Source organism: Nostoc sp. (genome assembly GCF_036919495.1).
GTDB lineage: Bacteria > Cyanobacteriota > Cyanobacteriia > Cyanobacteriales > Nostocaceae > Nostoc.
This window is the reverse complement of record NZ_JBALBZ010000128.1, coordinates 95,022-110,912: the sequence shown is the minus strand read 5'-3', so window position 1 is coordinate 110,912 and position 15,891 is coordinate 95,022. Positions and strand designations below refer to the sequence as shown.

Below are 15,891 nucleotides of genomic sequence, written 5' to 3'. Positions count from 1 at the left end.
GCCGCAAAGCGGCTTGCCGCAGGCTACCGCATTCGCGCAGCGTCTCGTCAGAGAAGGACACAAAGTACGCAAAGGAAGAGAAGGAAGAGAAAGATAATTTTAAAAACCTATTATCACAAAAATAAGCCACTGAATTACAAAATCCCTCTGTGGGTTAATGAAAACTGGAAGTATTTTTGCAAGATATGAGATGCATACTGCCATTTTCCTATCTGTGCGTAAATCCTCATGGCTAAAGTTGAAGAATTGACACCCCAGCAACTCTCTGAAACAAACCTGAAACCACGAGGGAGAGTTTATCCGAGTCCTATCAATTGGCGCGACCAGTTTTTGTACCAATTGATATTAGATAGATTCAGTGACGATAATGAAAATCAAAGGGAACTTTTTGACCGCACTAACCCTTCAAAATTCCAAGTTAAAGACAAAGCCGACTGGATGGCGGCAGGGACAAAGTTTGTTGGTGGTACTCTTAGGGGAATTAAGAGTAAATTGGATTACTTGCAGCGATTGGGAGTAACAACGCTGTGGATTAATCCACCTTGGCGACAACCTTCTGAGTTAGAAGCTTACCACAGCGATCGCATCCAAGACTTTTTAAGTATTGACCCCCACTTTGGAACCCGTCAAGATTTAAGAGATTTAATTGATGCTGCCCACGATCGCAGGATGTATGTCATCCTCGATGTAGTATACAACCAGAACGCTGATAATTGGTTTTACAAAAATGATGCGATCGCAGCCTTAGCAAGAGTTTATCAATATTGGATTGCTCTTTCTGACTGCGATGGCTTTAGGGTAAATAGCCTCAAGCACGTTTCTCCAGAAGATTCCCGCAAATTCTGTACAGCAATTCATGAATACGCCGAATCTATCGGTAAAGAAAACTTTTTACTGACTGGGGAAATGACTTCCGGTAGTATGGCTGGTGCTTACATAGATATTATTGGTCGCAACCTGAGTGCTGTATTAGACAGCGTACACGCCCCTAATGAATTGACTGCATTTGCAAAAGGGTTAGTACATCCAAAGCAATTTTTTGATTTATATAGCGAAAACAACCTCGCTGGAGAATACCGCCAAATTGGGACATATCATGTCTCTATTCTGGATGATGATGAGATGTCATTCCGTACTCATAAGCAGCGATTTGCGGCAAACAGTAATGTACCTAATCTTTGTGAACAAGTTGCTCATGCTGTCGGAGTGCAATTAACTACGCCAGGAATTCCTGCTATTTATTATGGAACAGAACAGGCTTTTGATGGTAATGAAGGTTATCACGATAACAGCATAGAAGGTGGAAGCTTTGCCGAAGATAGATATATCAAAGAAGCAATGTTTGGCGGTGCTTTTGGCGCATTTCAAACAGCAAACTGTCATTTCTTCGATACCGACCATCCTACCTATTTGCGGATAGCTGCGATCGCACGTATCCGTAACAGTCACGATAAAATTGGTAAAGCATTGCGCCGTGGACATCACTACCTGCGCGAAACATCCTTTTATGACTCCCCCTTCTCCATTCCCGGACAAGGCGAATTAGTTGCTTGGTCACAAGTGCTATTTGACACAGAAGTATTGATGGTGCTGAATACCAACGGCTTAGAAAATCGCGGTGCAGAAGTGACAGTAGATACTTACATGCATCTTCCAGACTCGACTATGACCTTTTTATACAAGAGTGATTGGAGTGATTCATATTTACGCTACCCACCGCGCGGACACACTCTAGCTGTACAACATCATAATGACCTTCGCGCAACTGTGCGAATTGATTTGCCTCCTTCAGGAATGGCGATTTTGGTGTAAGCAAACACCAGCATTTGGACAAAGCTTTGGTAAAAGCCTAGTTTAAATTTATAAACTTTTACCAGAATGCTTGGGCCCATTGAATTATAGGCTACTATTCCAGTATTCAAGCCCTGTAATAGTAGCTTCTTCTAGCCACTCATTGAAACGCTTCACCAAGTTATCTTCTTCATCTGCATAAGAAAATTGAAATGGTGACTCAGTTAATGGTTGAATATCACTAATATTGCGATCGCCTTCTTCTGTCTCATCCCTGTGATAAGCACATACAGAACATACCAGTAAACCTAAATATTCCCGTCCCAGAACATGAAATGACAACAATATCACTGTCGGTATTTTTTCTATTATAATAACCAATTGCACCCAACTGTGATAGCTTTGGAGATTAGCGAAGTAACCTTGCTGTTTTGCTGTCTCCACAATTTGATAACGATGATAATACGAACGCTCGTCCCTGGCTGAAGCCGATACTGTAAAAACTTGAGGATCTTCTACTAAATTTTGTACAGATAGCTTGATTTCTTCAGAAAGATTTTGCAACTGATTGGATGCTATGTTAAACAAATTTTCGGCAAATCTCTCAGCTTTTTGACATCGTTCTGGAATGGACGAGAACTGACGCTGTTTAAGTTTATCAGTAATAGATGCGAGGATAGTACGAGTCTGCCTTGTTTCTGACAGGATTTGTTCTGATAAGCCAAGACTGCGGATAAATGACTGTTTCTGACTTTTAGCAAACAAGTGAATCAAACCAGAAAGTTCACCTTGATCTGCTTGTTCTAAAGATGCAATATAAGCTGAACGATCATCACGAGTAAGTACAAGAGGAAACCATCTAGCCTGTATAAAAACTAGGCTAGCAAGACAGCGAGCAACTCGCCCATTTCCATCTTGAAATGGATGAATTTGAGTAAATCGATGGTGTAGCCATGCAGCTTCAACTTCTGGCGCAACTTGATTTTCTTGATGTTGATGATGCCATTGAATGAGATTATCCATCTCAGATGCTACCTGTTCTGGTGGACAGTACTCATCAATGGAACCATCTGTTCTCAATGGATTATTAGGCCACTTCTTCCAATCACCTCGGATTAGAGGAACACTAGTAATTTTTCCTGTGGATTGATCTAACCCTTCTGTATGAGTCTGATTTTTAGTAAGCAACTGATGCAGTTCTTTAACATAAAACCTTGTAAGAGAACGTTGACCACCCACAAAATCAAGTAATCCCTCAATAGCCATTTCTTGATCTTGAATCAAAGCTACAACTTGCTTAATAGGTCGGTCTGTAACTCCATGTGGAATTAGTGCCTCATTTATACCCTGCTCAATAAGTAATTGGGTAATACCTCGGTCAATTGTATACAGTCGCTCTATAATTCCGGTTTCAATTGCTATTTCCCGGCGCATCTTTTCCATAAAAATCTTGAATGCACCAGAGTTACGAAGGCGGTCAGCTTGTTCATTCCAGACAGTAACTAATGGTGGTAACTCTGAGCTAGCCAATTTTTGCCAATCATGCGGTAAATTATCTATAGGTTGCCAGTGCATACACTCTGAGTTATCTGAAATAACAAGAAAATACAGACAATATTGTAACTCTTCTAAAATTGCAACACCCTGCACTTAGGAGTACAGGGTGTAAGACAGCTATATTTTGTGTGATTCCCAGTTTCTATTTACCTCAAAGCCAATCTCGATAAGCTGATATTTCATTTACGCTGATTTCAAACGGCATCCCCTTGCCAAATGGCGGATAAACGCGAATTTTACCGTTGCTAGCAAACCGCTCTAACCTATTACCTAACTGGGCTATATTGCTGACGATATGCCAGTAAGATACTAAGTCAGGGCAGTCAACAATTAATGTTAGGATGCTAGTATTTGTTGTGAGATACCACTGGCAATTAGATAACAGGACTCGCGTAATGCGATCGCAGGCTAAAAAAAAGCATCTACCTGTAGACTGTTCTAGCTCCATTTGCAGCATTCCATCCTCTTTTGTTACCTCAGATGGAGGTAAATCATCGGGAGGAAGTAGATATAGTTTAGAAGACATAATTTCGCACCTCCTGGTTGTAGCGCGTCAAACTTTCCAAGTTTTTTTGCATATCTGAAGACGAGGGTTTGAGTGCTAGGGTACCTAAATTTAATTCGTCCTGAAATTTCTTGATTTTGTCTCGACAAGTCTCCACATCACCGATAATTGAATTCTCAATCAAATAATCTTCGTCGAAACAAATGTTTGTGCGATCAAATGGTTTTTGGTTGGGATTCGCACTATTTTGCAATAATTCAGCCGAATTAGCTTTCATTTTCTTGCTAAATTGGCGGATGAAAGGTAATGCCTCACTCACTGCCTCATCAAATGTTTTACCAACATAAAAAAAGCGTGCCAGCACGAAATTTTCCGCACCACTAGAATTGAAGGCTCGATATTTAGCAACAGTATCCTTCAATCTCTCTAGGGAGAATGGCGGCCCACCCATCAAGCTGAAGGAATGTTTAGCAGCAAACTCGATACCCTCATCACCACCAGTGGCAACATACACAGGTATTTGACTCTGCAATGGTTTTGGGTAAATTGTTAAGCGATCGCATTGAAAATACTCGCCATTAAATGATACATCAGTTTCATATAACAGCTTGTGAATCAGTGCGATCGCCTCTAGCATCTTCGGACGGGATTCACTTGGGAGTGTCGCAAAATGCTTATTTTGTTGGGGAAAGGGGCCGCCTTTAGCAACTCCAAATAATAATCGTCCATTGCACAGGTTATCCAAAGTGGCAATATCTTCCGCTACCCGAATCGGGTTATGGAATGGCAGTAACACCGCCGCAGTGCCTAATTGGATAGTTGAAGTCAGCCCCGCCAAGTGTGCCATTAACAGCAACATAGAGGGGCTGAGATTGGATTCACTAAAATGATGCTCACTCACCCAGGCTGACTCAAAACCTAAACTTTCTGCCTGTTTTATCAGCGTGACTTGCTCAAAGATGGCACGATGAGCATCTTGGTGATGATTATCGTAATTGCAGAAAATTCCAGTTTTCATTACTTGCGTTAATACTTTGTGCTGGCTATTCTAGTGGTCGATAGGTTCGTAGTAAGCACTTTAGTGCTTAAATATTTGAGGACTAAAGTTTTCACTACAAACACCTTTACTCCTCTCAATTAATGCGATCAAAGACTAATTTGCAACCCACTGCAACTCCAACCATAGACGTGGGTTGTTATGTTTGATGTTCGACATCGGGTCGCGCAATAATCGTTTGGCATTCATGCAGACTACTTGTACTAGACCCATGTTGTCTGCTACTTCTCTGAGTATTTCTTTGTGGGCTTGCACACAGGAAATCATTTCGTCAGAGCAATAAATTCCTATATATTGCAAGCGTCTAGCACGTCGTCCCCAAAAACAGGTGATGACTTTCACATAACACCCGTCTAGTAACTCTCCAACTTTTGGGTAGTAGTCATTGAGGACTCTTGTGAATTCTTTGGCTAAGATATCTTCAGCAATCATTGGAACTGATATTTCTGTAGCGTCCATCACGCTATTTAATATAACATAATTTTATCAATTAAATATGACAAAATAGCCTAATAGGCTTAAATAAAATATTAAATATTACAAAAAAAAGAGGCATACATTGTTTAGTATTACCTCAGATTTGCGTAAAGCATCTTTATATTTAAATATTAAACCGCAACTCCAGAGTCATTAGTCATTAGTCTAAAAGAAACCACGCCCAGCCAAGGGCTTGCTCAGGATCATCGCAAGGGATGTGGTTTTAGGGACTTCCAAATAAAAAAATGTTCCAAAACTGAGGCAAAAACTCTCTCTATTTCTTCTCTCTGCGTTCTCTGCGCGGCAGTCGCTCATGGGGGAAACCCCCAAGACCGCGCTGCCTTGTCTCTGTGGTTCGTTTCTTGGAATAATTTATTTCTTGGAAGTCCCTTAATTAGCCTGACGTCATCAAAGTATTGGTTTTAATACCCCTAGCCTTGACGAATAGAATGAGACTGTTGGCGAATTAATAGAGAATCTAACTCATCAGTCCAAATCAATTTTATTTTTTTCAAGTTAAGTGTATTTCAACGCACTTTAGCTATGAACAATCAATTTATTACAGGGCGAGAAAGCAACACCAAACAAAGATTTTATCGGCACGGATATTTGCCAAGGTAAGATGCACCTAAATACTCTAATATCGAAAATTATGAATTCAAATAAAATGCATTTAAATAGCATATTTTAATATTGAATTCTAAATTTTGTCTTTTTAATTATTATCGATCATTACGTTCACAAACTAAGACTTCTGCTACAATATCCGGCACATTTACAAAGTCTGTAAATCCTTCATAACCACGGGCTGGTGATATAAATGTATAGTTTGGATCGCACACTCCATTGTCATATACTTGAATAAACCATCTATCGGGAAATCCTTCTACACCTAATTCCACAGTGTACCAACTCTCGCCAATCAGACGAGAGTTAAAGATTGTAAACCACTCCCGATTTTCTTCTGAAATATTCCAATCTGCCATGAGCAGTTCTAAAGCTATTTGTCCCGCATCCGTTGAAGTCAATAGCATTTTTACTCCTTATTTGCAATTTCAGTGTTTGCAACTTCAGGATTGGAAACTTCCGGGTATAAACCCAGTTCTTTAGCTAGCTCACGCGCCACAAAAAATAAGAATTTAGCACCATCTTGATTGCCTTCATGGGCAAACATAGTTGCTACTTGTAGCATTGTCTCTACAAAACCAGAATCAATCAATTCTGGCTTACTTTCCAAAACTTCTGGTTCTTGACCATTAGAGCATTTCAGTAGCTCATCAATCAGATTGAAATACAGTTGTTGGCGTTGTTCTGACATAGTAAGCTTCTTGATTTTAGTGAGTTAATTGTGAATTGGTTACTGTTCTATACTGTGCTGCCACAGCCTTTCCAACATTTCAACTTGTTCTTTTAAAACAGCTGCACGATGAACAAGATATCTGTCGTAAAAAAGAATCCCTAACCCAACACAAATAGGGGTTAGCAAGAAGAACCATTGTAGGATTGTGGCAAATTTATATTGTTCAGCAACAGTCAGCATTTGATGAATCACATTACGGTCAGAGGATTGGATGCTAGTCTGAGGGGAATGTGTACCCTCTGTCTGGGGAGCCAAGATAGGAGCATCTCTACTAGTCTTGTTAACTTCGCAGGCTAAAATTTGGGATTTTACTAACTCCAAATGTCGCTCCCAAACTATGCCAAATACTACTACTCCTGGAGAAAGCACTACTAAGGTAACTACGCAAACTGTGAGAAGATTTAAAAGTTTGGCTTTCATCTTGGCTCTCCCTTGCTAGGTAGTATGCACTCAGCAAGAAAATATCTTTTGCTGTTTTTCTTAAGTAGCTATATATTTCTACTTTTCAAACAGGTTTGATATTAGAATACGTGTAAATGGTAGTTTTACAATCGTTAGTTGTCAGTCCTTTTTATAATTACCACTGACTACTGACCACTAAAAAGTTACCAACCTTTTCACAAAACGTAGGATTAATCAGTCAAAAATAACGCACTCAGATTCAGAGAATGTGATTTCATCCTCTTCTCAAAAGAGAGATTAAGAAGTCCCCCCTAGTTCACTAAGCTTTCGCTCAGGAATGTTGGGGGGTAGAGGGGAATCTCTGCGTAAATCCTATATGATTTATATCAGCCGCTCTCCATAAAACAGTTTACCCTAGCCCCGTTAAGATTATTAAATTCATTATAAGAGTACTCAAAGCCTGTAATCTTTGTCTGATAAGTCTTATAAAAATTCATTGGGGTATGGGTGCTAGTGTTTTTAGGATGGGGTTCTAGTGTTTACGAGGTGGGGCGCTGGTATTTCTGCACTCAACCTCAAAGCAGTGTAGGCAATGATTAAGAACTGTTTCTGATGCATTTTTTAGAAGACAAAAACTGTACTCAAAAGAAAATATCAATGTCTTTTGATAAAGATAGACTAATAAATTAGGAAAAACAATTAAATGTTGTGAAAGTAAATTATATTTCCATAACATATAAGAAATATGTAAAATAATGGTAAAAAATTATGCATATATACAGATTTTTAGTCCAAAAAGCAATAGTCAGCAATTCTAAATGGTAAAATATAAGTATGGCAAACTAGTTCAGTCTGGCGGAAATAAACCTAGCATTTAATTACAGTTATAAAGCCTAAAATTAAAGCATGTGTAACTTTTGACTTTTGACTTCTGCCTTGCGTTACTAGCCCTCTGCTGAAGTGAAAATGAAGGATAACATCTGATAAAGGTTCTTCCTAAACTTTCATATTTTGTGGTTTAGTTAGAATACATAGTATATGCAACTCATTGGCACTAAACTGCAAATTAAATATAGAAAAGCTTATTGTGATAAGTAAATACTCTGTACTAAGATTTAGGATTTTAGGAGTTAAATAATGCGGATTGCTCAAGACATAACAGAACTGATTGGACGAACTCCTTTAGTTCAACTGAACAAGATTCCTCAAGCTGAGGGAGTAGTAGCAAGGATAGTTGTCAAATTAGAAGGGATGAACCCAGCAGCTTCGGTGAAAGACCGCATTGGGTTAAGTATGGTACTCTCAGCAGAAGCTGCTGGCTCAATTTCCCCTGGAAAGACGATTTTAGTTGAGCCAACCTCTGGTAATACAGGAATTGCTCTAGCGATGGTAGCAGCAGCGCGTGGCTACCGTTTGATTTTGACAATGCCAGAGACGATGAGCCAAGAACGACGGGCTATGCTTAGGGCTTATGGTGCTTCTTTGGAGTTGACACCAGGCGTTGAGGGAATGCGGGGAGCTATTCGCAAAGCCGAAGAAATTGTGGCTAATACAAACGATGCTTTTATGCTGCAACAGTTCCGCAACCCTGCTAATCCTAAAGTTCACCAGGAAACCACCGCAGAAGAAATTTGGGCAGATACAGACGGAGAAATTGATATTGTCATTGCTGGGGTAGGTACTGGTGGGACGATTACTGGGATTGCAGAAGTACTTAAACAGCGTAAGAAGACTTTTAAAGCGATCGCAGTTGAACCCAGCAACAGCCCAGTTCTCTCCGGTGGTGAAGCCGGGCCACACAAAATTCAAGGTATTGGTGCGGGATTTATCCCTGATGTTCTCCGCCTAGAATTAGTTGATGAAGTAATTAGAGTCAGCGATGAACAAGCGATCGCTTATGGACGCCGTTTGGCAAAAGAAGAAGGCTTATTGTCTGGGATATCCTCTGGTGCAGCTTTGTGTGCTGCAATCCAAGTAGGTAAACGTCCAGAAAATGCCGGACGTTTAATTGTGATGATTCAGCCTTCCTTTGGTGAACGTTACCTCAGCACACCCATGTTTCAAGACTTATCCTTAGAAACTGCTAACGTTCGTTAATGAAATAAGGGGGACAAGAGAGTAACGAATCTCTCTGTCCTTCGCATTTGACTCTAGGACTTCATTCGATGTTTGTGCTTCTTAGCTTTGCTAATAGCATCGGTATTTGTGAAAGACTATTAATCTTGTCCCCATAATAAAATTATAAGCTTAATACTCCTGTTACCAGGTTTAACACCATTTAAGGCATTGCCGTGGTCTTAACCCATGGTTTATTTACTTAAAGAACCACCGTAAAGAAAGGGTGTGTTAATTTTTGCAAGCCGAAACAATTGCATTGTCAGTAAAAACCCCACCCCCAACCCCTCCCCGCTTTTCGGGAGGGGTTGGGGGTAGGGTATTAGGGATTATATTGCAAGAAATCTAATGACTACACTTGCCTTGCTTTTGATGCTGTTCACCCTGCTGATTATGGTGATGATGACCATGATCGTGACCGTGGGAACAGCCTTGCAAATTCTCCTTCATGAGATTGTCGCTGATTTGTTGCAAGGATTCATCCACAGCTTGTAAGCCAATCCAAGCATCAATCTTTTGTACATCAAATCCTACCTCGCGCTGTTCGCCCACTTCTAACAAAGGACGGCGAATCAACAACGGCTCTTTCAGCATCAGCGCCAAAGCGGTTTGTTCATCTACTTTTTCAGGAACCACCTCACCAGATTTTATCTTTGGAGCGGAAGGATTAAACCATTCGGCTACGGGGCGATCGCCAAAAAATGAACGCAACCGCTCAACTGTCCAAGCTTCTGTTAGCAGATTGTATGGTATCACCTCATGACCAGCAGCTGTAAGCAAAACTTTTTGCTTAGTACCACCTTTACAGCCTGGTTTGCTATAAAAAATTACTCTTGCCATTTAACTACCTCGCTGTAAAATACTATTCGTTTTTAAGGGCGCACAAATGTGCGCTCCTACCGCCTGATGCTAAAAGTTTTTAGCACTACACTTAACCGGGTCAAACTCAAATCTCTCATTCGGATCAGTTTCGCCGTAAATGTTAAAAGTCACAGTTGGTTCATCACCCATTGCTTCTACACTGTGAATTGCATCGGGAGTGAAGCTAATAATATCCCCTGGAAATAGAGTTATTTCTCCCGTCGATTCAATTTTGTCCGGAAATTCTGGGCTATGAGTGCGTTGCCAAAAAGTATTTTTTTCCTGACCTTTTAACACCGCCACTACTCCCCATGTCCCATGATTATGAATGGTTGATCTGGTTCCTGGTGCAAAAGTTACTGTTTGCACAGTCAAAGGAAAACCCAATTCATCGTATAGGAGTAAAACAGAGGTTCCCGTTTTGGGCGAAGGCTCTAAATATTGACTTCGTACCCAGTAGGAATTTACTATTAAGCGCCTTACAAGCATTCGGATTTCTGGTAGACGATTGGTTTCATCATTCCCACTATTGAGAACATCTTCGATCTCAGTTAAAAACCGATAAAGGCGATAATTTTCTCTCAATAAATCCCATGCTCTCACAGCTTTACAGGCTTGATACTGACCGTCCCCCGTTAGCAGCCAATCCTTACCTTTCATAAGTTTTAAATTGATAGCTGAGAAGATTGGATGATGATGATCGGAGAGACATTAGGAATATTATTACCTCCAGGAACTTTAGTAGGTATGGTGATCGGAGGAATGATAGAGTTGCTATCAGTAGCTGCTCCTAATAAGGAGTAAGAGGAATATGATGTGGTAGATAACCAATTGTTCATGATTGTTCACTAAAAGGGAATTGGGCTTTGCGGATTGGGCATGGGGCATTAGGAATGGGGTATGGGTTATTCTCCTTGTGTCCTTGTCTCCCTTATCTCCCCACTCCTTACAGACGCGATGAATCGCGTCTCTACAACGCACATCGTCTTGTCGAGATGTGCATTGACTAATTAATCATCTTCTTCTGCTGGACGTGTCAAAATATCCAGGAGAATTCCGGCTCCAAAATCATGCTTTTCGTCTATCTCTTTGACTTTGGCGCTGATTTCTTTTGCTTGCTCAATTGCTCCCAAGTTTGCTAGTACTAATCCAGAAGCAGCATAAGCATTTAAGTACAATCGAATTTGTGGGTCTTCTTTGCGATTGACTAATATAGGCTTAAGTTGCTCCCAGTCATCAGGCAAGTTTTCTATTTCTTTAATTTTATCTAATAATCTAACTGTTGTTTGTAATGCAAGAGAATAATTATTTTTATAATAGAAAAATCTATACGCTGCTACCAAGACATCTGTATTATCACCAGTTTGGGCTAAAGCTTGTTGAATATATTTTTCTGATTCTGATGTATTTTCCCAGGTTTGTGCAGCTAAAATTAATAAATTTTTGATGTCTTCTGGAACCTGGAACCATGAGAATTGGTTTGTATCAATTTGCATAATGAACTTTTGATTGAAGATAAGGAGGATCAGGGATATGAGGCAATACGGCTCGATTAAGGCAAGAGACGCGATAAATCAAATCGCCATCAAGACGAAAGATTGATTATTGTAGAGACGGCGATTTATCGCGTCTTTGCCCAATGCCCAATTTAAAACAAAGTAAGAACGTACACCAAGGTGAATAAAACAATCCAGATAATGTCTACGAAGTGCCAGTAAATTTCTGTCATTTCGATGAAAGTATGATTGGTTGCAGAATATTCACCGGGAAGACGCGATCGCCACAATGCACGTAATATCAATAACAGTCCCACAAAAACGTGCAAACCGTGGAACCCAGTCATGATATAAAAGCAGTTTGCGAAGACGTTGGTAGTCAGACCGTATCCTAATGTTGAATACTCATAAACCTGACCACCTAAGAAAATTGCCCCCATGATTGCGGTAATTGCGTACCACAGTTGCATTCCCTTGACGTTATTCTTTTTAATCGCCGTATCACCGAAGTGAATGACGAAACTACTAGATACCAGGATAATGGTGTTAATTGTCGGCACAAGTAGTTCTACTTCGCTTCCTTCTGGAGGCCAAACTGCTGTAGTACCCCGGAAAAATAAATAAGTGGCAAAAAATCCCCCAAACATTAGGGATTCAGAAGCGAGGAACGTCAACAATCCCCAAACTCTTAAATCTGGATGTTCTTCGTGTCCTGCACTGTGATCTTCGCTTGTGGTTGTAGCTATAGTCATAGATTTTTTGACAATATTATCTGCTGCGTCTGTTGTGGAAGCTTGAATGAAGAATGAAGTCTGAAGCGCCAAAATTTTCATTCTTCATCCAAAATCCTTGTTTAACTCAACTCTTCACTTGTTCAGGAATTCTCAAAATTCCGAGTTTCGAGTTCAGAACTCGGCCTTTCAAGTTCTGAGGTTGAAGTTCCGAGTTCTCAAATCAAATTACTAGAAATTGTAGTCAGCTTAAGAGCGATCGCATTACTCACTTTACTACCTAAGCATTAGCTGACGGCGTTGCAGATGGCTGTATTTCAAGAGTGTTATCATGACCGTAGTCATAAGGGCCATGAGTCACAACCGGCAACACTTCCCAGTTTTCAATTGCAGGTGGTGAGCTAGTTGTCCATTCTAAAGTCAAAGCTTGCCAAGGATTATCACCAGCCAAAGGCCCTTTCAGCCAACTGTAGATCATGTTGATGGTGAAAGGAATTACCGATATCGCCAAAACAAATGAACCAAAGGTACAAATTTGATTGAGGTCGATAAATTGGGGGTCATACATTGCCACTCTTCGCGGCATTCCTTTTAAACCCAACTCGTGCATGGGTAAAAAGGTCAGATTAGTACCGATGAAGGTAAGGGCAAAGTGAATGCGTGCCAAGCTTTCATTCAACATTCGTCCGGTCATTTTGGGGAACCAGTGATAAATGCCGGCATAGATGCCAAACACGGAACCGCCAAATAGAACGTAATGGAAATGTCCTACAACATAATATGTGTCGTGGACGTGAACATCAAAGGGGGCTGTTCCCATCGTCACACCACTTAAGCCGCCCATGACAAACATGGACAACAAGCCAATGGCGAAAAGCATTGCACCTGTGAAGCGGATTTTACCACCCCAAAGGGTAGCAACCCAGGCAAAAATCTTCACGCCAGTGGGAACTGCAACTATAAGAGTGGAGATAGTGAAGAACATCCGCATCCAGCCGGGTGTGCCACTGGTGAACATGTGGTGTACCCAGACGAACAAACCGACAACGCAGATTGCTACACTAGAATAAGCGATCGCTTTATAACCAAAGATTGGCTTGCGGGAGTGAACTGGAATTACCTCCGACATGATGCCGAAGATGGGCAGAATCATTAAATATACTGCCGGGTGAGAATAAAACCAGAATAAGTGTTGATAAATTACAATGTTACCGCCTGCATCTGGTTTAAAGAAGGAAGTGCCAAAGTTGAGGTCAAACAACAGCAGAACTAAACCGGCTGCTAATACAGGTGTGGAGAGAAGTGCCAGCAGGGAGGTTGCCAAGATTGCCCAGCAAAATAGGGGCACTTGATCCCATTTCATGCTAGGAACCTTCATCATCAAAATGGTGATCACAAAGTTCAGTGAACCCAAAATTGAAGAAGTTCCTACCAAAACGATCGCAAGTATCCACATAGTTTGAGCGATTGGTGCTGTTACCAAACTCAAAGGTGGGTAAGCTGTCCAACCAGATTGCGAACCGCCAAAAATGAAACTACCTAAAATGAGCGCACCTGCTGGTGGATTTAACCAAAAAGCGATCGCGTTCAGCTTCGGGAAAGCCATATCCCTAGCACCGACCATCAACGGCACCAAATAGTTACCAAATCCCCCAATGGCGCTAGGAACAATCCACAGGAAGATCATAATCGTCCCGTGATTGGTCATGAAAGCGTTATACAGATTGGGGTCGAGTACGTCTGATTCTGGTGTTGCTAATTCGACACGCAGAGCAACAGCCATCAGTCCGCCGATGAGATAGAACACAAACGCTGTCACTAAGTATTGGATACCAATAACCTTGTGGTCAACATTAAATGTAAAATAGTCCTGCCATTTCCACGCCTTCGGATGGGAGGTGTGGCCAGCCACCATTTCCGGTTTCTTTTCTTCTGGTGGAGTATTCCGGGGAAATTCTACCTGTGTCATATATTTTTGTCCTTTGTCGTTTGTCATTTGTCATTTGTCTTTTGTCTTTTTGTCCGTTGTCATTTGTCCGTTGTCATTTGTCCGTTACTAATGACTAATGACCAATGACCAATGACCAATGACTAATGACCAATGACTACTGACTCTAGAGTTGCTGCACTGATTCCCATATCATGGGTGTGGGGTGCGAGAAACTCTGATGTTGATAAGTCGGCCGGATTAACAGCAACGACTTGATTTAAATTTTGCTGTTGAGCAATTTGGTTTTCTGTCCGCCAGCTATCATATTCTTCTGGTGTGTGGACAATTACCTGTGTCCGCATTGAACCGTGATAACCACCGCACAATTCAGCACAAACTACGGGATATGTACCTGGTTTGGTGGCGACAAATCGTAGTTCGGTAGGAATACCGGGAAGTGCATCTTGCTTCAAGCGGAAGTTTGGCACCCAGAATGAATGAATTACATCTTGTGCTGAAAGGTTGAGTTGGACATCAGCACCGACGGGTATGTGCAATTCCCCAGAGGTAATGCCACTATCAGGGTAATTAAATATCCAGGCGTACTGTATGCCTTTGACATCAACAACTAAATCGGCTGGTTTGTTTAGAGTTTGAGGAGATGCGCCGATACCAATTGTTGGGGCAATTGTTGAGGCATTTGTTGGGGCAATTGTTGAGGCATTTGTTGCTTCAGTATCGCTTAATGTGGCTGCAATAGCACTCCCCGGTAGATGAGCAACATGCGCTGCTGAATGAGGATGACCCGCAGGTTCAAAGCCGCCCATTCGGTTAAAAACATCTACACTGTAGATGCCCAAGAGGAGGACAATCACTGTTGGAATTGCTGTCCAAAAGATTTCTAAAGGAACGTTGCCTTCTACTCGCACACCATCGGTATCATCACCGCGACGGCGACGAAACTGAATCAAAAAAAGTACAATTGTTCCTTCTACCACTAAGAAGAGTGCGATCGCAATGGTAAACATGACGTTAAAAAAACCGTCTACCAAAGGCGCTTGGAGCGATGCTTGCACCGGCATCAAAGTGTGATTCTGACCAATCCAAATACTGATTGCTGTAACTACTATCCCAGCAACCAGAGTCCATAGTGAAACAGGAACTTGTTGCATACATGCTACCTGTGTAAACAGTCTTTAAAGGTACGATTTTCTGGTATTAGGTATTTAGGCACTGGGCATTATTATCTATTCCCCATTACCCCTTATCCCCAGAGGGGGCCCCACCATCCCCATTCTCTTTTCACTTATTAACTTTCTAACGTGCAGCCATAAAAAATGGGGGAAACTTCCAGATTTTTTCCATATCTTTCCCCCATAAACTTACAAATTATATTTCAACTCCTATGAAAAAGGTAGCCCCCTGCTCCCAGAAAAGCTAGTTGTTCCAAGAGGGCACTGTTAGACCTAATATTGATTAGGCTATATTAGCAGCAAGTTTAAATTTGTTAATAACTGACATTTTGCGATTTACGGATTTGTTTACTGTGAACTTTTTATTAGTTACAGTAAATATTTAATATTCCCCTCAAGTTACCTTGCCTAGCACA

15 protein-coding genes are annotated in these 15,891 nt (G+C 41.1%); 2 read left to right on the top strand and 13 right to left on the bottom strand.

Annotation, left to right across the window (positions count from 1 at the left end):
• Positions 1 to 228 precede the first annotated feature (228 nt).
• Positions 229 to 1,812, top strand: a complete 1,584-nt coding sequence (locus tag V7K25_RS17700; protein WP_335159828.1) for an alpha-amylase family glycosyl hydrolase — start codon at positions 229 to 231, stop codon at positions 1,810 to 1,812.
• 84 nt (positions 1,813 to 1,896) lie between these two features.
• On the opposite strand, the gene V7K25_RS17695 is transcribed toward V7K25_RS17700, so the two are convergent.
• From V7K25_RS17695 to V7K25_RS17665, 7 genes are all read right to left on the bottom strand, one after another.
• Positions 1,897 to 3,366: a Fic family protein gene (locus tag V7K25_RS17695; RefSeq protein WP_335159827.1), complete on the bottom strand. Its 1,470-nt coding sequence runs from the start codon at positions 3,364 to 3,366 to the stop codon at positions 1,897 to 1,899.
• A 133-nt stretch (positions 3,367 to 3,499) separates the two neighbouring features.
• Positions 3,500 to 3,874: a hypothetical protein gene (locus V7K25_RS17690; RefSeq protein ID WP_335159826.1), complete on the bottom strand. Its 375-nt coding sequence runs from the start codon at positions 3,872 to 3,874 to the stop codon at positions 3,500 to 3,502.
• Positions 3,864 to 4,871, bottom strand: a complete 1,008-nt coding sequence (locus V7K25_RS17685; protein WP_335159825.1) for an LLM class flavin-dependent oxidoreductase — start codon at positions 4,869 to 4,871, stop codon at positions 3,864 to 3,866. Before V7K25_RS17685 ends, V7K25_RS17690 begins: the two co-directional genes overlap by 11 nt.
• A 135-nt stretch (positions 4,872 to 5,006) precedes the next feature.
• Positions 5,007 to 5,369: a hypothetical protein gene (locus V7K25_RS17680; protein WP_335159824.1), complete on the bottom strand. Its 363-nt coding sequence runs from the start codon at positions 5,367 to 5,369 to the stop codon at positions 5,007 to 5,009.
• A gap of 740 nt (positions 5,370 to 6,109) precedes the next feature.
• Positions 6,110 to 6,421: a hypothetical protein gene (locus V7K25_RS17675; protein WP_335159823.1), complete on the bottom strand. Its 312-nt coding sequence runs from the start codon at positions 6,419 to 6,421 to the stop codon at positions 6,110 to 6,112.
• A gap of 2 nt (positions 6,422 to 6,423) precedes the next feature.
• A complete protein-coding gene (locus V7K25_RS17670) occupies positions 6,424 to 6,705 on the bottom strand; it encodes a hypothetical protein (protein ID WP_335159822.1) in 282 nt (93 codons plus the stop codon).
• 39 nt (positions 6,706 to 6,744) lie between these two features.
• Positions 6,745 to 7,167 carry a hypothetical protein gene (locus V7K25_RS17665; RefSeq protein ID WP_335159821.1) on the bottom strand — a complete coding sequence of 141 codons (423 nt, stop codon included), beginning with the start codon at positions 7,165 to 7,167 and terminating at the stop codon, positions 6,745 to 6,747.
• 1,119 nt (positions 7,168 to 8,286) lie between these two features.
• Here V7K25_RS17665 and cysK point away from each other — a divergent pair.
• The gene (cysK, locus tag V7K25_RS17660; protein WP_335159820.1) at positions 8,287 to 9,246 is read left to right on the top strand and encodes a cysteine synthase A; all 960 of its coding nucleotides are present in this window, start codon (positions 8,287 to 8,289) and stop codon (positions 9,244 to 9,246) included.
• 363 nt (positions 9,247 to 9,609) lie between these two features.
• Here the strand turns inward: cysK and V7K25_RS17655 are convergent, their stop codons facing one another.
• From V7K25_RS17655 to V7K25_RS17630, 6 genes are all read right to left on the bottom strand, one after another.
• The gene (locus V7K25_RS17655; protein ID WP_335159819.1) at positions 9,610 to 10,104 is read right to left on the bottom strand and encodes an ArsC/Spx/MgsR family protein; all 495 of its coding nucleotides are present in this window, start codon (positions 10,102 to 10,104) and stop codon (positions 9,610 to 9,612) included.
• Positions 10,105 to 10,173: 69 nt separating this feature from the next.
• Complete coding sequence (locus tag V7K25_RS17650; RefSeq protein ID WP_335159818.1) at positions 10,174 to 10,785, bottom strand: cupin; 612 nt, start codon at positions 10,783 to 10,785, stop codon at positions 10,174 to 10,176.
• A 350-nt stretch (positions 10,786 to 11,135) separates the two neighbouring features.
• Positions 11,136 to 11,621: a hypothetical protein gene (locus V7K25_RS17645; RefSeq protein ID WP_335159817.1), complete on the bottom strand. Its 486-nt coding sequence runs from the start codon at positions 11,619 to 11,621 to the stop codon at positions 11,136 to 11,138.
• Between the two features lie 152 nt (positions 11,622 to 11,773).
• Complete coding sequence (locus V7K25_RS17640; RefSeq protein ID WP_229468424.1) at positions 11,774 to 12,373, bottom strand: cytochrome c oxidase subunit 3; 600 nt, start codon at positions 12,371 to 12,373, stop codon at positions 11,774 to 11,776.
• Positions 12,374 to 12,632: 259 nt separating this feature from the next.
• Complete coding sequence (gene ctaD / locus V7K25_RS17635; RefSeq protein ID WP_335159850.1) at positions 12,633 to 14,321, bottom strand: cytochrome c oxidase subunit I; 1,689 nt, start codon at positions 14,319 to 14,321, stop codon at positions 12,633 to 12,635.
• A gap of 122 nt (positions 14,322 to 14,443) precedes the next feature.
• A complete protein-coding gene (locus V7K25_RS17630; protein ID WP_335159816.1) occupies positions 14,444 to 15,454 on the bottom strand; it encodes a cytochrome c oxidase subunit II in 1,011 nt (336 codons plus the stop codon).
• Positions 15,455 to 15,891 lie beyond the last annotated feature (437 nt).